The organism is Acinetobacter sp. 243_ASPC, from assembly GCF_001054715.1.
Lineage (GTDB): Bacteria > Pseudomonadota > Gammaproteobacteria > Pseudomonadales > Moraxellaceae > Acinetobacter > Acinetobacter soli.
Map to the genome: position 1 here is coordinate 49,895 of NZ_JVOR01000095.1, position 18,164 is coordinate 68,058.

Consider the following 18,164-nt stretch of genomic DNA (forward strand, 5'->3'; position numbering starts at 1 on the left):
CAAGTGGCGATGTTTTGAACAGGAATTCATCTACATCGGCAGCATTAGAGCTAAAAATATGACAAGAATTGAAAAGGAAAACACCACATGGAAAAAGCCACGTCACTCCCCTTAAGCAGGCCACATGCACAGCAGAGTACACAAAAAATCGCCTTTGCCACTTTAGCCGGCACCACCATCGAGTGGTATGATTATTTTATTTATGCCGCAGTGGCCGGACTGGTCTTTAATCAGTTGTTTTTTAAACCCGCAGGCCCAGTTTTTGCGACACTATTGGTGTTTGCATCGGTGGGAATCAGTTTTATTTTTCGTCCACTTGGTGCCTTCGTGGCAGGCTATTTTGGTGACAAAATTGGCCGTAAAACTATTTTAAGTGTCACTCTCATCATGATGGGAATGAGTACTGTGGCCATCGGGTTACTCCCCAGCTACGACACGATTGGCATTGCAGCGCCCATTTTATTGATTATTCTTCGAATCATTCAGGGCATTTCGACAGGAGGCGAATGGGGTGGCGCCGTACTCATGGCGGTTGAACATGCACCTCAAGACAAGCGCGGCATGTTTAGTGCTTTTCCTCAACTAGGAGTCCCGTTGGGCTTGTTATTGGCGTCACTCATGCTCGTGATCATGACCGGATACGTTTCACCGGGGGACGAATTTGTACAATGGGGTTGGCGCATTCCTTTTCTGGTGAGTATTTTTTTATTTGTACTGGGACACTGGATTCGACGCTCGGTCGATGAGAGCCCAGTTTTTGATGATCTGAAGCAAAAAGGCACTGCCGAGCAGCCGATTCGAACACTGTTTAAAAGCTATAAAAAAGTCGTTTTCACGGCTGCACTTCTGATTGCTGGCACGACATGTCTGGGCTACATGACCGCAGGTGGTTTTTTGCAAAGCTATACCACCAATCCAAATGGCCTCGCCTTGAATCGACCAACCATTTTATCACTGGTCAGCGTTTCTGCTCTAATCTGGACATTTTTTACTTGGTTTACTGCCGTGCTCTCAGACAAATATGGTCGTAAGCGTTTATATGTGATTGGCTCAGTGATTCAAATTGTGACCGCACTTTGCCTATTTCCGCTGGTACAAACTGGTGACTACCTTAATATTATGATTGGTCTGGCGTTATTGTCTGCGGGCATTGGAATGACCTATGGCGTACAAGCCGTGTTTTATGCGGAGCTTTTTCCCGCATCTATTCGCTTTACCAGCATTTCCATTACTTATGCAATTGGCACGATTATGGGCGGTGCATTTGCGCCCCTAATTGCAGCGGCCCTGATTATCAAACCAAATGGTATTTTTTGGGTGAGTAGTTATCTATGTTTGATGGCAACGCTGGCTTTTCTGGCTATTTGTGTGTTTAAAGATCGCACAGGCATTCGCCTAGAAACCGATAATGAAGAACAACAAAAAGCAGAGCCTTTTGTATGGTCATCAAAAAGAGAATAATATTGAGTCTAGACAAGAAAAAACCCAGACCATTTAAATGATCTGGGTTTTTAGAATCTTGGTCCCGAGGGTCGGAACCTCAGTAGCTTTATAAAACAAAGATATGAGATGAAATGAGCGGAGACAAAGCGGAAATAGTACGTTTTATGGTGATTTTTAAAGCCGAAATATCTACAATAGTCTGAATAATTAATTTATCAATTGCAAAAAAACTAAGCGTGGTTTCGGAAGATGGTAACAAAGGTAATCAATAGTGAATATATAAGTTTAAGTTAATGAAATTAATAAATAAATATACAATTTTTAAAAGGTAACTTATCGGTAATTTATAGGTAACTTATTACTCTTTAAAAAGGTAATCAGCTATTACCTTTTATCTATATGATTTAATTAAATTTATTAGAAAACCAATGTCTATGATTACCAAAGATTACCCCTAAAAGGTAACTAAAATAAATTATTTAAAATTAAATACTTAAATAAAAATTGATATCAAAAATATAGGTCTGTTACCTTTTCTGAAAGATTCCCATAAGTTTTGCAAAGCCTGTTTTTATAGATGGTTTTAAACAAAAATTTATAGTTGTAGAAAAACGAAGGACTGTGTAGAAATCTGTAGAATCAATTCTTATTGTTTTTGCTGTATCACAGACTGTATCTATCAATACTTGGATACAGAAATGACAAGTATGAATTTTTGTAGTGTTTTCGACATATTTACTGCCCAGGTGTGGTGGGGGGACAACCGCCCGCCGCTGGTTCAAATTTCAGATTTTGAGAATTTTAGTCAAAAAAAAGCCCTCCAACATGGAGGACTTGTAGTTTTGTAGCTATTGAGCCATCAACTCTTTTTGTCTGGCTTACTCTTCTCTGGCCAAGCTTGTTCTAGTCGCTCTGCATCAATTGCGTGTGCATCAGCTGATCTTGCGATTTCTTGACCACGTTCTGCCATTGTGTTGAGTACGGAATTGCAGGTCTTTCCATATTCAATGAGGGCTTGGTTGGAAGCTGTGGACATACGTTTGTCTGAATCATTGATTTGTTTTGACAACCGGTCAACAGCCAAAGCACTATCACTGGCAGCATCCAATGCAACCTGTAAGTTTTTATTCGCATTTTGTTCTGACTCCAAAAGTTTATCACTCCAATTTTTTTCTGTTTGGAGCGTATCTACAGTTGCTTGAGTTTTGGCAAGATCACGTTCTGTTTCTGCCAATACTTTTTCTGAGTTAAGTAAATCAATTTGATGTGACTTACTTGCGCCATTGATCATGGAAAAAGACAATGCGATGGCTAATGCAATCATCACAATGTATTTCCAGTATTTAATTGCCAACGCAATATTCATTTTTTGTCTCACTGTTGTTTGAACTGAAGCTCTTTAAAATCTTTAAATTGGATGATGCGATCACCAAACCATTCATTAATGGCGTTACTAAATAGATTTTGAAGAGGAATAATTTCTGAATACCAATAAGCTTCACGTGCTTCTGATATAGATCCAAAGCCTCCAGCATTGGAGGGAATGATTCCAAGGAGTTGAGGTGGAGTTCGCTGTGATGCAAGAACATCATCACGCGTAATATTTTTTATATTTAAGAACTCATCCTTGGCAGCCAACTCACTGATCGGAATAAGTTGCAGCCCATCTTTCTTCCCACCAGGTGCATGTAGAAATAAATTACGAAAGTTCCCAGGACCGCGAGAATCTTTCATTGCCTGTTTGATCCCATCGACATCATCATCGTCTATTTGAGAATCCGTCATGTAGAGGATAAAACCAGCATGGGATCCATTGTTATAATATTTACGACGAAACAGTGTTGCCGATTCATTCAACCATGCAGATTGGAGTGCTGAAATATATTCTGGTGAACCATAAATTTCTTGGTCTAAATCTACTGATTTGATATGGCACACCGTACCAGTAGGAAAGATAAACTCATCATATCCATTTACAAGTTGAAGAAAATCATTTGGATCCTTCATACGACGAGTATATTTGGCCATAAGACCTTTAAGCCTTAAAGGATCATTCAGACGGTTATCAATTCGTTGTAAATACGAGTTGCCAAAGACCAGATAGTCAATTGCTAAACGTTCAAAATCTGAAGTGTTTACCAATTTGTTTGGTCTAAGTGAGGATACGAGTTGATTCTTTTTGTAAAAAATGGCGGTAGATAAATAAGGCATTGCCTTAAAAGATTTCGCTAGTCCATGCATACTAATATGTGGTTGATAATAGTTACCGCAAAGCCAAGTTTCATAAAATTGTGAAAAATCACTTTTATTGAGTACGGGCTCAGCATCACCGAATGTAAATGCCTGTACTTTGCTGTCGGACATTAGTAAATCTCCATAGATGATTTTTTCGAGCTTCCATCGTTATCTAGTGACAACGGCTCGTTAAAGAAGGCGTGGAAAATAGCGAATGCCAAATCAGCATGACCAATGTTTTCTGCTCTTGAAGCCTCAAAGGTCATTTGTTTTTGAGATGCTGTAAGTGTTTTTTTAATGGCCATCAATGACTGAGCAACTTCTGTTGCTCCAGCATCAAATTCAAAACGTCCTTTGTTGATGACATCCATTCCCTTCATAACTAATTGGGTTTTGACATCTACTGAATATGTGAAGGTAGTTAGATTTGGGAAAAACTCTTGCACTAACTGAGCAATTCCAGTACCCATCCCTGATTTATCCATCCCGATGTAAGCCACTCGATATTTTTGGCAAATCTTTTTAATAAATGCTGCCTGGCTGGCAAAATCCATCCCTTTGAATTGATGGTGTTCAAGTAAGCGAAACTTGTTGTAACCAGATTCTGGGGGGGCAATTACAACCAGTCCAGCACTATCCCCTGATTCAGCAGGGTCGTAGCCTACCCATACAGGTTTATTACCAAATGGCCTTAAGGCCAAAGGTTTGAAATCTTTTGTCCATAAATCCCAAGAATCCACCATACATGGCTGGATAAGGCTAAGCGGGAATACACTTTGGCCATCATCGACAAATTCACACATATATAAGTTTGCAAATTCATCAGCACTGTTTTCGGCAATTAATTCTTCAATATCGAATAAATCACAACCCTGACGTTCTGCATCATAGATGTTGACGATATGTCTCCACATCTGGTCATTACATAGAGCACCATTTCTTAGAGTCTCATGACTGGTATCAATTTCTACTTGCTTATCTTTGGTACGACCTTTGTTATAGGCTTCACCCGTCCAGAATTTATATGCTTCATGAGATTTACTTGACGGTGTAGAGAAATAGGTTTTTTTATACTGTTTCTGAGCTGCCATAGCAGATGCCACTTTTTTCAGCGTAGCAAAACCATGTACCCAGAAAAATTCATCAAAATATAAATCACCATGATAACTTTGAGCAGTCTTAGCATTTGTGCTTAGGAAAATGAGTTGAACTGTTTCATTTGTCGGTAAAGTGATAGTAATTGGATCACCTTGTAGATCCACACCAATTGATTGAAGTACAAAATCTTTAATATAAGTTTTAAAGCCGTGAGCCTGGGCTTTTGACGCAGATAGAAAAATCTGATTTCGACCAGTTGTTACAGCCTTAATTAAAGCTTCTCGGGCAAAATAGAAAGTTGCACCAATCTGGCGTGATTTTAATAAGGCACGGTTTCTTTGTTCACGTGCTCGGTACCAGACTTTTTGATAATCAAATAATCCATCATCAAAGTCTTCAAGTAATTTTTCGATCTGCTCTTCGGTGAGAACATTTTTAGGTGCTGATTTACGTGGACCAGCATTTCTATTTTTTAGGTTCGGATTAAGATCAGTTTCATTACCGCCATTGTTGTATTTATTGATTTTGGCCATACGCTCCAGCTGACGCATAAGCAAATCAATTTCTTTAAAATCATTTGGTGTTTTTTTCTCAAGAATAATCAGTTTTACAAGTTGGGCTTCTAGTGCTTGTGCAACACGTCCTTCAGGGGCTTGTTCATCCCATTCGTCTCTTGCTTTCCATGCATGGACATTTTTGACATTTTCTTTTAAGTAATCTGCAATCGAGCTGATTCGCCACCCCATCCAGTATAAAAACTTTGCTAAGAGGCGGTTATCAAAAGATAGAGGCGGATTTTCAGATTCTTTATTCATTGGCTCATTAAGCCAATGCTGTTGTCCTAATTCATGTGCTTGGTCATGTAAAACACTCTTTTACATGCTATACCGATTGATTGTTTTAGCTGTAATTCCGATTCTGCTTACTACATTGATAACGAATTTTCTAATACAAAGCAGGATTTACCCCTCATGAGTAAGAAATCCAAGTTTTATCGAGTTGCTGTTGCTGGAGCCACCACTGATGGTCGCCAGATTGAAGCATCTTGGATTCAACAAATGGCAAAAAATTATAGCCCAAATACCTATACAGCTTTGGCAAATATTGAGCATTTGCGCGGCATTATTCCAGACTCTCCTTTCGGCAATTATGCAAAAGTACTGGCAGTAAAAGCCCAGGAAGATGAGATTGCTGGTCAAAAGAAATGGGCTTTATATGTTCAGCTTGAAGCGTTTGATAATTTGATCGAAATGCACGGCAAAAATCAAAAACTGTTCAACTCGATTGAAGTCAATCCGAGCTTTGCTGATACCAATGAAGCTTATTTGGTTGGACTCGCATTTACTGATACTCCAGCATCTTTAGGCACACAAATCATGGAATTTGCAGCCAAGAATCCTGATGCCAACCCTTTCACATCAAAAAAACAATCTAAAGAAAATTTATTTACAGCTGCTGAAGAAGTAGCACTTGAATTTGAAGAAGAATCACCTGTTTCAAATTTATTTTCCAAAGTAATTGACTGGCTGAATCCCAAACAGGAAGAACAAAGCCAGATAAATAATGGGCAGTTCGGTGAGATTGCAAAATCCGTTGAAGAAATTGCAAAAACCTTCGGTAACACCGTTAAGGAACTGAATGATCTGAAGAAAGATTATTCACAGCTTCAGACCGATTTCAATGCGCTCAAAACCAAGTTAGGACATGAGCAAAACCCCAGAACACCACCAGCACCTGAAAGCAAAGGCAATTTCTCAGAAAAAGTTGAGTACTAATCACCATGCAAAATTTAACACGTGAAAAATTTACCTACACTGTCGCGAAAATTGGTGAAGCAAACGGTGTAGCAGATCCATCCAAAAAATTTACGGTCGAACCATCCATTGCACAGAAAATGGTAAATTCGATTCAACAATCCTCAGAGTTTCTTCAAAAAATTAATATTATTCCTGTTGAAGAACTTGAAGGTGAAGCGATTGGATTGACACAGAGCCAAACCATTGCTGGCCGAACCAATACCAAAGGTGGTACAGCACGTAAGCCAGTAGATCCTACTGGTCTAGATTCCAATACTTATCAATGTAAAAAAACGGATTTTGACGTAGCTTTACGATATGAAAAAATGGATGCTTGGGCTAAGTTTGATGACTTCTATGCAAAATGGAAAGCATTTGTTGAACGTGCAATCGCATTAGATATGATCATGATTGGCTTCAACGGTAAATCAGCTGCAACCACGACTGATCGAAATGCGAATCCATTATTGCAGGATGTCAATATTGGCTGGCTCGAAAAAATTCGTACCAAAGCACCTGATCACTATATGAAAGAAGTTGTCAAAGACTCAGGAAAAGTAACAGTCGGACCAACAGGTGACTATAAAAATCTTGATGCTGTTGTAGTTGATGCAGTGAGCAACCTAATTGGTGAAGTTCATCAGGATGCAACGGATCTAGTTGTTATTTGTGGTCGTCAATTATTGAATGATAAGAACTTCCCACTGGTCAATGATTCCAAAGACAATACTGATACATTGGCGGGTCAAGTTTTATTGAGCCAGAAGCAAATTGGTGGATTACCCGCTGTACGTGTTCCTTTTTTCCCAGAGCATGCTTTATTAATTACATCACTTGATAATCTGTCGATTTATTATCAAGAAACTGGCAAACGTCGTGCTGTAGAAGATAATTCTTCTATGGACCAAGTTGAAGAGTTCAATTCATCAAATGATGCTTACGTCGTTGAAACATACGAAAAAGTCGCATTTGTAGAAAATATCGAAATTCAGGGATAAGGTGATTTATGTTGAGTCCAGCTCGACGACATCGCCTTCAAGCATTAGCAGCCAAAGCAGCTGCTAATGCAGAGAATGAATTTGGCGGTGTACGTGAAGATGCCAGTGTGTATATGTTGCAGTTGGCAGAATTAAAAAATGACCAAAACTTGCTTCGAGGCATTAAATCAGAAATTGAACGTGCTCAATATAAAGCAAATTTGATTCCAAAATATATGCCTTATGTGGATGGCGTTCTGTCTGTCGAAGATCGTACACCACTTATGAAAGATCATGTTGTCACAACCATTATGGTGTGGTGTTTTGATGCAGCTATGTTTGAAGATGGGTTGCGCATTGCGGAATATGCCTTAAAACACGGCATTGAGTCACCAGATACTTTCAATCGTGATACGGCATCCATTGTCGCGGAAGAAATTGGGAACGCCGCTAAAGCAGCACATACTGCAGGTGAATTTTTTGATGTATCCATTTTGGAAAAAGCCAATAGCATCACAGCATCTTTTAGCATGCATGATCAGATCCGTGCAAAGCTCTATGTCGCATTAGGTCGAACTTACTTACACCAAGAATTGTACGCTTTGGCCGTGAATTTCCTGAAACGGGCCATTAAACACAATGAAAATTGTGGCGGTAAACAAGAACTTCAAAAAGCCGAACGCCTTTTGAAAAAACAATTAGAAGAAAATCCACCTCAACCCTTACTCAATGCTGATGGTTCACCAGTTGTAGATGACTATGGCAATCAGGTATTTGAGGGAGTCTCTTCTTAACGAGTGCCCAGCACCCACCGAGGGGCAGATTTGATCATAAGCAACATGATTTGTTCTGTTTTTTGATTCAGATCTCCACCCCTCAACCAATGAGAATAAATATGTCTGGTTTAATTGCAAACGGTAGCTTCACACATCAAGACCAAGTGATTAGCAGCGATCCTTTTTTTCCAGCTGTATCTAGTAATCACATCCGTGAAGTTTTACGTCTTGATTCCAGTGTAACCAATCAGCGTCTGATTCCAGCCATTGAAGCGGCTGTCATTCATGTCAATGACAAGTTGGAAAGTTTAATCACGAAAGCTCCAACATTAGGGGAGATGACATCAAAGCAGATCAATGGAAAGTCTGTTGCTGTTGTTCTGTATTTTCGGGCCGTGGCTGCTTCAACTGGCGCGGAGCTGTGTGAGCGTTACCGCTCATATGACACCACAAATAATGGTGCACAGAAGGCTGAAGAACTAACACCAACAATTGATGATTATAAGCGTGATCTTCGTTTTGCTATCCGGGACTTGAAAAAAGTACCTCGTTTAAATGTGGAGTTGGTTTAAATGAAAGTAGTTTATGCCATCCAAAATGACACTGTGGATGCCATTTGCTGGCGTGAATATGGACGAAGCACAGGCGTAGTCGAACAAGTGCTCGAAGCAAACTCACACCTTGCAGAATTTGGTCCAATTCTTCCGATGGGTACCCAAGTTCAGTTACCAGACATTCCAACACCACAAAACAAAACCCAAAGTATTCAGCTTTGGGATTGAGAGAATTTATGCCTGAACCAACAACCACAACAACATCGGCAAGTGTCATTGGTCTAAGTGCAATGTCCATTCTGCCATTTATCAATGGTAATGCATTGTTAGGGGCAGTACTCGGTGCAGCATTCATTGCAAGTTATGAGAAAGATTTATCCGCTGCCAAGCGATTTATTAATCTCATACTTTCCACTGGTATTGGCTATATCAGCACGCCTTTAATTACAGAAAACACCTTCATTACGGCAGATGCCCTTGCAGCTTTAATTGCATCCACATTTTGCTTGTTCATCCTGATCAAAGCCGTCGATTGGGTAAAACAAGCCAAACTTTCAGACATTATCAAAATAATTCGAGGTGGAAAGACATGATCGAATTTTTATTTCAAGCGATTGCCTTATTGGCCTATTTGTTTTGCGGCATCCGGATTGTGTGCTTCAACCATAATGGCAATTACAACCGAAAATATGCTTGGTTCGCCACATTATTGATTGCCTCATTTTTAGGTCAATCCGTTCATATCATTTTCTTCAAAGATCCTGTAACGCTATGGGATGCCATTTTTGCACTTGTCTTAGCTTTATTAATTTATCGAAGCCAGGGAAATGTCGCTAAACTCATCTGGAGTAAATCATGATTTTAAAATATGGTGCCAAAGGTGACCCTGTCACTCAATTGCAAAAAAAATTGACTGGTCTTGGTTTTGTGGTACAAGCCGATGGTGACTTTGGCCATAAAACTGAAACTGCATTAAAAGCATTCCAAAAAAAAGTTGGTCTCGTTTCTGATGGTATTGCTGGAACAAAAACTTGGTCTGCACTGAATGGTTTTGATATCTCGAAATTTTTAAAAGATTCAGATTATGTAAATGGTGCAAAACGTTTAGGTGTACCAGAATTGGTACTTCGTGCTTTTTCCGAAGTTGAAAGTGATGGTGGTGGATATTTAGATAACGGCAAATTAGAAATTTTATTTGAACGTCACCGAATGTATTTTTATTTGGCACAGTACAAAGGGGTGCAATTTGCCAAACAACAAATGCAACGCTACCCCAATATTGTCAACACTGCCACTGGTGGTTATAAAGGTAAAGCAGCAGAACATACCCGTTTAAGTCTAGCCAAACAGATCCATGAACAAGCTGCCCTTGAATCAACATCTTGGGGACAATTTCAGCTTATGGGTGAAAATTGGAAAGATCTTGGCTATGAAAGCGTTCAAGATTTTGTGGCTCAGATGCAAAAATCCGAATCTCTTCAATTTGAAGCATTCCTTCGTTTTGTCGAGTTTAAATCTGGCACGATTGGTAATAAAAAAATAAAGCTTTTGGATGCTCTACGTGCTGAAGATTGGTCGACGGTTTTTACGCTTTACAATGGTAAGAACTACAAAAAATTGGGTTATGACAGTAAATTCATTCAAGTCATGAACCGTCTGGATCCCGATTATTTAAATGGAAAAGCAGCATGAAAAAACCACATGCCTTGCGTGAGTATTTGCTAAATGCGATTCCTGATCTTCCCCAAGATCAGGATCGCCTTCTTATATTTGCCAACGATGGTAAATTAATGAGTACCGCAGCCACAGGCTATAGTTTTGAAATGAGCTATACACTGGATCTGATCGTTACGGATTATGCTGGTGATGTAGATGTTTTCGGTATCGTTCTATTTACTTGGATTATAGATAATCAGTCCGAGTTAATGGCCAACTTAAATAAAGCTAAAGATTCTATCAGTTTTGAAGCTGAACTGATTGATAACACTAAATATGATCTGCATTTCAAAATTCCTTTAACTGAGCGCGTCATCGTTAAAAAAAATGCTGAAGGAAAATTTGAAATGTCCTATCCACCTGAACCTCAATATACCGAATTTGAAACACCGACTGATTTTGAGTTGATTGATAAAGATGGCACACCATTGGCATCATGGACAACGGCAAATAAACAAGGACGATCTTTGGATATGCCTTTTCCTGGTAAAAACCCATGAATAATATTCAAGATCTAGCAGTGTACTTGCAGCCCATGCTAGATCGCTTATCTGCTGGTGAACGAGCAAAGCTTGCCAAAAAAATTGGACGTGATTTAAGAATTAGCCAACGAAAAAGAATCACAGCACAGCAAAACCCCGATGGTTCAACCTATACTGCCAGACGTACCCGTTTACGTGAACAAAAGGGTAAAATCAAACGTAAGATGTTTGCTAAAATTAAATCCAATAAATACCTAAATATATTGAGCAACAGCGAATCTATTGCTATCGGATTTATTGGTCGTATTGGCAATATCGCCAATGTCCACCAATACGGCTTAAGAGATCGTGCCACCAGATCCGCACCAGATACAGTTTATCCAAAGCGTGAAATATTAGGTTTTTCGCCTGAAGAAATCCAAAATATTGAATCTTCATTTCTAAAACATATCAATATATAACCCCTTCTATCATGTAAAAGTCAGTTTTACATTCTTAAACAACTGCAAAGCTTTTTTAGTTACAGCAAAGTGTTGGCATGAGTGCTGACCTTAATCGTCGCCTTGAAAATCTAATTCGATTTGGAACCATCAAGGCCATCAATCCGTCTAAACCTATCCCGCGTGTCGTGGTCAATCTCGACAGTATGGACACGCCTGAAATTCGTTTTTTCAATATCCGTTCTGGTTCAGATTCGACTTGGGATGCACCATCCATTGGTGAAGAAGTTATCGTCCTTTCCCCCTGTGGCGATATTGGACCATCTAGTGTTGTTTTATATGGCCTATATAACGATGCACATCCAGCTCCATCTGATGATTTGAATCAAAAAATCCGTATGTTCTCAGATGGTTGCCTTGTTGCCTATGACGTTGCTGCCCACCAATTATCAGCTATTTTACCTTCAGGTGGTAAAGCCACAATTACTGCTGATGGAGGCATCACTGTAAATGGTGACACCACCATCAATGGCAATCTGCAAATCAATGGCAGTACTGCTATGACTGGAAATAATACTGTGCAAGGTAGCCAGTTGGTTCAAGGATCCAGCCACTCTACAGGTAGCTTTAGTACTGAAGGCGATGTTCAAGCCAGTGGTATTAGTTTAACTGACCATAAACATAGTGGGGTTCAATCTGGTGGTAGTACGACTGGAGGTCCACAGTAATGATGTCCCGTGAAGATGGTCGACTGCTGAGCAGCGAATTAGATCATATTCGCCAATCTATCCAGGATATTTTAACTACACCCATTGGTACTCGGATTATGCGTCGTGAATATGGCTCTCTGGTTCCTCGCTTAATTGATGCACCTTTTGATGACATTACAACATTACAACTTTATGCGGCAACAGCAACTGCCCTTTTACGCTGGGAAGATCGCATTGTACTTAATTCCATTTCTCTTGGGTCAGATGAACAAGGCTCTTACTTTTTAGATATGAATTGCAATCTGGTGGACAGCAATCAACCAGCCTCTTTAAGTATTCCCCTATCTATTGGATCTGCCTTATGAGTGTTGATTTTAATTCATTACCAAAGCCCAATTTTGTTGATGTCATCGACTTTGAAACCATTTTGGCTGAACGGAAAGAATATTTCATTTCTCTTTACCCGACTGATGAACAAGAAACGGTTCGTAAAACTCTGAGCCGTGAAAGTGAACCCGTCAATAAGTATTTACAAGAAAATGCTTATCGGGAAATGATTTTGCGCAATCAGATTAATGAAAAGGCTTTGGCCACACAGCTTGCATTTGCAAAAAACGAAGATTTAGATGTCTGGGGAGCCAACTTTGATGTCACCCGACTATTAATTACCGCAGCCGATAATACTGTAACCCCACCTTCATCTGCTATTTATGAAGCAGACGAAGATTTTCGTTATCGTATCCAAAAAAAGCTAGACGCTTTAAGTGTTGCTGGCCCTGAGTCAGCTTATGAGTTCCATACTTTATCTGCTGATAGCCGTGTTGCTGATGTGAAATGCTCATCACCATCCCCGGCACATGCACTTTTAACTATTCTTCAAAGAGATACTGAGAATAATGCATCGACTGACGACTTAAACAGCATTGTTTACAACTATGTTTCGGCAGAAAAAAAACGCCCAACAGGTGACCGAGTTTTGGTGCAATCGGCAGAGATCATTAATTACGGAATCGAAGCCGTATTGGTGACTAAAAATGTACCTGAAACAGATCCTGTCTTAGCGGCAGCACAAGACAATGTTTTAGCTTATACCACCGAACCAAAGCGGATCGGTAAAGGTGTATTTTTTTCTGATCTTTATTCAATTTTGAAAGTTTCTGGTGTTGAACGAGTGGAATTAATCCGCCCAACTACCGAGCTACATATCAATAATTTTCAGGCAGCATTCTGTACCAATGTCAAATTAACGGTGAGGAATGAATAATGAATTTACTTCCTCCAAATACTACACCGTTTGAAAAAAAGATTGTCGAAACTACATCAAAAGCAACTGAACTCAACACCAATTTATCAAGTTTGATTCGTATCGATGATGCTCCAACTGATTTTCTATCTATTTTAGCTTGGCAGTTCTCGGTAGACCGTTGGCAAGATGACTGGCCTGATGATGTTAAACGCGCACAAATCAAAAACTCCATTAAGGTTCACACTTATAAGGGCACCAATTATGCGCTTAGATCCATTGTAGAAAGTTTCGGTTATTCACTGACAGTTCATGAATGGTGGCAAGAAACACCAATGAATGAGCCAGGCACATTCCAGATCACTATTGAAACCAATGGCCGTGCACTTTCAGAAAAAACATCTAAAACATTGGTTGAACTTTTAAACGATGCAAAACCACTTACACGCGAGCTGAAAGGTATCGAGATCAATGTCATCAATGTACAAGGCGAAACCAACGTGGCATGTGGTTGTTATGGCGGTGATGACGTCACAATTTATCCAAAAATTGATGATCCAAACTCTTTGATCTATCCAGTCTTTGCTTTTTACGAGCATGAAATCACCAGTATTTATCCCCTATAGAGCATAAAAATATGGCAGCACTTTATCATTCGCTTTTCACTGAAAAAGGTTTGGAATTACTTCGGGAATCTATTCAAAACGGAACGAAACTCGGTATTACCCATATGTCATTTGGCGATGGTAACGGATCTCTTCCAACACCTGATGCAAAATTCACGCAAATGGTAAACGAAGTTTATAGAACAGCATTAAACCGCCTTGCACCTTCTAAAGATAATCCAAATTGGTTAGAGGCTGATGGGGTTATACCTAGTGCGGTTGGTGGCTTTAATATCCGTGAAGTTGGTTTATGGGCTGGGAATGTCATGGTTGCCTATGCAAACTATCCTCCAACTTACAAACCAAGTGGTGATCAAGGTACAGCACAGATCAAGACTATCCGAATTGTACTACAGATCGATAATACAGCTAATTTTGAATTGAAAATTGATGCCTCAGTCGTTATGGCGACCATTCAAAGTGTTAATGATACAAAACTAGAAATTTATCAAAATACTGCAACGACCTTATATCAATTAAGTGATCTTGAAAATTTTGAAAAGTGGCCAGGCCGAACCGTTTTCATAAAAACAAGAAATGGTGAAGAGAATAGTTTTTTCAGTGGTAACTTTATTTATGATGAATCATCAACTGAAGATATTGATAATGCTCTTATTCTAAGTGCAGGTAATGTAGGACGTTGGAGAAGAGTTTTAACGTCGAATATTCTTCAAGCACAATGGTTTGGTCATCCAAATCAAATAGATGATCAAAAAATATTAAACGCAGCATTTTTTGCAGCCAATAAAAGATCAATGCAAGTCGACATAAGAGGGTCAGTGTGGGGAATCAATGGTGTAGTTAATGGCATCTATCATCTTCAAATTTTCTCGGATCGAAATAGTTATATTTCAGTGAATCCAGATGGAAATTATCCCCAAAACTATGCAGTATTATTCGGGAATCCATACTCGACGTGGACTGATGGACGTTCTTTAATTCGCTTGGTCGGATTTTTGAGGATCGATTGTCAAACACGCAGCAAAAGATTAAATGGAGTCGTATTTAAAGGATCTTGGCATTCAATAGATGCAATACGTGTTGAGAATTTTAATGGTACAGGACTCAATCTCGAATCTGTTCATGATTCAGTATTTCCGGACATATCTGTTGAACTTTGCGGAAATAATGACGATTATGCATTTAGATGCAGCAGTATAGACGACACAACAAATTGTTTGCACATTGGACGATTACAAGTTGAGCAATCTTATCAACGTGGTATTTATATGATTAAGACTATTCGCTCATTAATCGATAACATCCATGCTGAACGCTTATATATCACTAATAAAAGTTCATTTGATAATGTTGTAGGCCGTGACAAAAATCATTTGATTAATATTGATAATAGCCAAATTAATCAGGCCATATTTCATTCAGACTCTGAAAATGACTTTTACGTCAGATTGGATGGCACATTAAGTGTAATGAATGCGGTTTTAGTTCATGGACACTGCTTTGGAGAGTATGGCTCAAGCCTAACTTTTAATACCCTTCAAGCCTTGAGTTATGGTCAGCATACCATGCAAGGCAGTATGACGTTTAATAACTTGACTTGTAATAAACTCGGTTTAACAAGTAATGTTGTTATCAATAATATCAAAGCTGAGGATTTTGTTTTTGGCTTTAAAGCCTCAAATATTATCGTCAATGGTGGTTCGATTAAAAATGTAGGCTCATTAGATTCGTCTGAGGTTGCTGAGGGACAAATTCAATTCAATCGTCTAAATATTGAAAATGTATACAAAACAGGAAGTAACTCTTCTGCTCAACCTTCAATTTTCAGTGCTTGTAAAATACAGAATTTTTATGGTGATCCGGCTAAAACCTGTACTGTTGTAAACTCATCAATTGAAAATTGTGATTTAGCGACAGTTATGTATGCAACGTTTGAAAGCGTTAAATTCACAAATTTTAAATTTAATGGATCAGCCGCATTCATCACTCGTAATTGTTCAGCAACAGGATCAGTAAATTGGTCATTACCAACTGTTAAATATGCAGCAGGATCTCTTTCAGAAAGAATTGGCTATTCCTCAGATGGGAAGATTTACCAAAATACAGATGGAGACATAACTTGGCAGAAACTACTTTAATTTATGTTAATTGATCCTAGATAATTTGTAGCATCCCCTCTTACAAAACCCCACGCTTAAATCGTGGGGTTTTTAAATCCTTTTCTATATAACTCAGATACAATCATGTAAACCCTGCTTTTACATGATCCACAACTTAAACTTTACTTCATCTCATGCAAGCCTGTTTGTTGAAATAAAACCTCAATAAACAGGCTTTTTTATGGCAGATACATATCACCATGGAGTACGCGTCGTCGAAATCAACGAAGGGATTCGACCGATTCGTACCATTGCCACGGCAGTACAAGGCCTTGTTGCCACTGCCGAGGACGCAGATCCAGACGTTTTTCCAGAAAATATTCCAGTTCTACTGACTAATACACAAGCTGCTATTGCAAAAGCTGGCACTAAAGGCACCTTACGCACTGCTCTTCAGGCAATGGCCAACCAAGCAAACTCAATGTGTGTCGTGGTACGTGTAGCAAGCGCAGTAGATGAAGCAACACAAACGGCCAATGTCGTAGGTACCGTTACGTCAACAGGTAAATACACTGGACTTAAAGCATTACTAACAGCCAAATCTAAACTTGGTGTTCAGCCACGTATCATCGGTGCACCTGGACTCGATACACAGGCTGTGGCCACTGAGCTGGTCATTATTGCAAAGAAGTTACGAGCATTTGCATATGCATATTGCTGGGACTGTCAAACCAAGGAAGAAGCTGTTGCATATCGTGAAGGCTTTGCTGCACGTGAGCTCATGCTCATCTGGCCAAACTTCGTGGCGTTCAATACAACTACAGCACAATCCGAAACAGTACCAGCAGTTGCTGTTGCAATGGGATTACGTGCAAAAATCGATAATGAAATCGGTTGGCATAAAACACTTTCAAACGTGGCTGTTTCTGGTGTAACCGGTATTGATGCAGATGTGACGTGGGATCTTCAGGATCCAGCGACCGATGCAGGTTATTTAAACCAAAATGAGATCACCACCTTGATTCAACATGATGGTTTCCGTTTCTGGGGTTCTCGTACATGTTCGGATGATCCTTTATTCCCATTTGAAAACTACACCCGTACAGCACAGGTATTGGCTGATACCGTTGCTGAAGCGCATATGTGGGCAAATGATTTACCACTGCATGGCTCACTGGCCACCGACATCATTGAAGGCCTAAAAGCCAAAATTCGAGAGTTGGTTCGTAACAAATACATGATTGGTGGTGATGCCTGGTTCGATCCTGAATCCAACACTAAGGACACCCTGAAAGCAGGTAAATTGGTCACCGACTATGACTACACCCCTGTCCCACCGTTAGAAGATCTAACTTTCCGTCAACGCATCACAGATCAGTATCTTGCTGACTTTGCAGCAACCGTGACGGCTTAAGGAGTTTAATGCATGGCTTTACCAAGCAAGCTTAAAAACATGAATTACTTCAATGAAGGTAATAGTTATTTAGGTCAAATTAAAACGGTCACTTTACCTAAATTGACACGTAAAACCGAAGATTACCGTGGCGGTGGTATGAATGCACCCGTCAAGGTCGATCTAGGTTTTGGTGACGACGGGTTGGTACTTGAATCTACTTTCGGTGGCCTAGAGCTTTTAACACTTCGTCAGTTTGGCATGGAAAAAATTGATGGTGTGTACACACGTTTTGCGGGTGCATATCAGCGTGATGATACTGGTGAAGTGGATTCAGTCGAGGTTGTCGTTAAAGGTCGTCATGAAGAAATTGACATGGGCGACCAGGAACCAGGTGAAGATACCGAGCATAAAGTTGTCACAAACTGTACTTATTACAAATTGACTGTAAATGGTGTGGTTGAAGTTGAAATCGACATTCTGGGCTTCAAGGAAGTGATCAACGGTGTTGATCGACTTGAAAAACAGCGTAATGCCATTGGCTTATAAGTTTCCTTCCCTTGCATAGGCCAGTCC

General features: G+C 39.6%; 21 protein-coding genes. 18 read left to right on the forward strand and 3 right to left on the reverse strand.

What is annotated here, in order from left to right; translation table 11 throughout:
* Nucleotides 1-87 precede the first annotated feature (87 nt).
* Nucleotides 88-1,461 (forward strand): MFS transporter, encoded by a 1,374-nt coding sequence (locus tag ADA42_RS12300; protein ID WP_048765475.1) that lies wholly within the window; start codon nt 88-90, stop codon nt 1,459-1,461.
* 841 nt (nt 1,462-2,302) lie between these two features.
* On the opposite strand, the gene ADA42_RS12305 is transcribed toward ADA42_RS12300, so the two are convergent.
* Genes ADA42_RS12305 through ADA42_RS12315 form a run of 3 tightly spaced genes read right to left on the reverse strand, consistent with a single transcriptional unit; the run spans nt 2,303 to nt 5,591 of the window.
* Nucleotides 2,303-2,809, reverse strand: coding sequence for a hypothetical protein (locus ADA42_RS12305; protein WP_048765476.1), 507 nt, complete (start codon nt 2,807-2,809; stop codon nt 2,303-2,305).
* Nucleotides 2,810-2,817: 8 nt separating this feature from the next.
* Complete coding sequence (locus tag ADA42_RS12310) at nt 2,818-3,807, reverse strand: phage portal protein (RefSeq protein ID WP_048765478.1); 990 nt, start codon at nt 3,805-3,807, stop codon at nt 2,818-2,820.
* A complete protein-coding gene (locus ADA42_RS12315) occupies nt 3,807-5,591 on the reverse strand; it encodes a terminase large subunit domain-containing protein (RefSeq protein WP_048765480.1) in 1,785 nt (594 codons plus the stop codon). The genes ADA42_RS12310 and ADA42_RS12315 overlap by 1 nt, the downstream gene beginning before the upstream one ends.
* A gap of 156 nt (nt 5,592-5,747) precedes the next feature.
* Between ADA42_RS12315 and ADA42_RS12320 the strand changes: the two genes are divergently transcribed.
* From ADA42_RS12320 to ADA42_RS12400, 17 genes are all read left to right on the forward strand, one after another.
* Nucleotides 5,748-6,551, forward strand: a complete 804-nt coding sequence (locus ADA42_RS12320) for a GPO family capsid scaffolding protein (protein ID WP_048765481.1) — start codon at nt 5,748-5,750, stop codon at nt 6,549-6,551.
* Between the two features lie 5 nt (nt 6,552-6,556).
* Nucleotides 6,557-7,570 carry a phage major capsid protein, P2 family gene (locus ADA42_RS12325; protein WP_048765484.1) on the forward strand — a complete coding sequence of 338 codons (1,014 nt, stop codon included), beginning with the start codon at nt 6,557-6,559 and terminating at the stop codon, nt 7,568-7,570.
* Between the two features lie 8 nt (nt 7,571-7,578).
* On the forward strand, nt 7,579-8,343 hold the full coding sequence (gene gpM / locus ADA42_RS12330; RefSeq protein ID WP_048765486.1) for a phage terminase small subunit: 765 nt from the start codon (nt 7,579-7,581) through the stop codon (nt 8,341-8,343).
* 101 nt (nt 8,344-8,444) lie between these two features.
* On the forward strand, nt 8,445-8,897 hold the full coding sequence (locus ADA42_RS12335) for a head completion/stabilization protein (protein WP_048765488.1): 453 nt from the start codon (nt 8,445-8,447) through the stop codon (nt 8,895-8,897).
* The gene (locus ADA42_RS12340; RefSeq protein WP_048765492.1) at nt 8,898-9,107 is read left to right on the forward strand and encodes a tail protein X; all 210 of its coding nucleotides are present in this window, start codon (nt 8,898-8,900) and stop codon (nt 9,105-9,107) included.
* Nucleotides 9,108-9,115: 8 nt separating this feature from the next.
* Nucleotides 9,116-9,472 (forward strand): putative holin, encoded by a 357-nt coding sequence (locus ADA42_RS12345; RefSeq protein ID WP_048765494.1) that lies wholly within the window; start codon nt 9,116-9,118, stop codon nt 9,470-9,472.
* Nucleotides 9,469-9,738: a phage holin family protein gene (locus tag ADA42_RS12350; RefSeq protein WP_048765495.1), complete on the forward strand. Its 270-nt coding sequence runs from the start codon at nt 9,469-9,471 to the stop codon at nt 9,736-9,738. The genes ADA42_RS12345 and ADA42_RS12350 overlap by 4 nt, the downstream gene beginning before the upstream one ends.
* Nucleotides 9,735-10,571, forward strand: a complete 837-nt coding sequence (locus tag ADA42_RS12355) for an N-acetylmuramidase domain-containing protein (protein WP_171249937.1) — start codon at nt 9,735-9,737, stop codon at nt 10,569-10,571. The genes ADA42_RS12350 and ADA42_RS12355 overlap by 4 nt, the downstream gene beginning before the upstream one ends.
* Nucleotides 10,568-11,095, forward strand: coding sequence for a phage tail protein (locus tag ADA42_RS12360; protein ID WP_048765500.1), 528 nt, complete (start codon nt 10,568-10,570; stop codon nt 11,093-11,095). Before ADA42_RS12355 ends, ADA42_RS12360 begins: the two co-directional genes overlap by 4 nt.
* The gene (locus ADA42_RS12365; protein ID WP_048765504.1) at nt 11,092-11,538 is read left to right on the forward strand and encodes a phage virion morphogenesis protein; all 447 of its coding nucleotides are present in this window, start codon (nt 11,092-11,094) and stop codon (nt 11,536-11,538) included. The genes ADA42_RS12360 and ADA42_RS12365 overlap by 4 nt, the downstream gene beginning before the upstream one ends.
* Nucleotides 11,539-11,615: 77 nt before the next feature.
* A complete protein-coding gene (locus ADA42_RS12370) occupies nt 11,616-12,245 on the forward strand; it encodes a phage baseplate assembly protein V (RefSeq protein WP_048765505.1) in 630 nt (209 codons plus the stop codon).
* Nucleotides 12,245-12,592 carry a GPW/gp25 family protein gene (locus ADA42_RS12375; RefSeq protein ID WP_048765507.1) on the forward strand — a complete coding sequence of 116 codons (348 nt, stop codon included), beginning with the start codon at nt 12,245-12,247 and terminating at the stop codon, nt 12,590-12,592. Before ADA42_RS12370 ends, ADA42_RS12375 begins: the two co-directional genes overlap by 1 nt.
* Nucleotides 12,589-13,491 (forward strand): baseplate J/gp47 family protein, encoded by a 903-nt coding sequence (locus ADA42_RS12380; RefSeq protein WP_048765510.1) that lies wholly within the window; start codon nt 12,589-12,591, stop codon nt 13,489-13,491. Before ADA42_RS12375 ends, ADA42_RS12380 begins: the two co-directional genes overlap by 4 nt.
* On the forward strand, nt 13,491-14,096 hold the full coding sequence (locus ADA42_RS12385; RefSeq protein ID WP_048765512.1) for a phage tail protein I: 606 nt from the start codon (nt 13,491-13,493) through the stop codon (nt 14,094-14,096). The genes ADA42_RS12380 and ADA42_RS12385 overlap by 1 nt, the downstream gene beginning before the upstream one ends.
* A gap of 11 nt (nt 14,097-14,107) precedes the next feature.
* A complete protein-coding gene (locus ADA42_RS18785) occupies nt 14,108-16,234 on the forward strand; it encodes a phage tail protein (protein WP_053086588.1) in 2,127 nt (708 codons plus the stop codon).
* Between the two features lie 202 nt (nt 16,235-16,436).
* Entirely contained in the window at nt 16,437-17,609 is a 1,173-nt protein-coding gene (locus tag ADA42_RS12395) for a phage tail sheath protein (RefSeq protein ID WP_048765514.1), read from the forward strand.
* Between the two features lie 12 nt (nt 17,610-17,621).
* Nucleotides 17,622-18,137, forward strand: a complete 516-nt coding sequence (locus ADA42_RS12400) for a phage major tail tube protein (protein WP_048765515.1) — start codon at nt 17,622-17,624, stop codon at nt 18,135-18,137.
* Nucleotides 18,138-18,164: the final 27 nt, after the last annotated feature.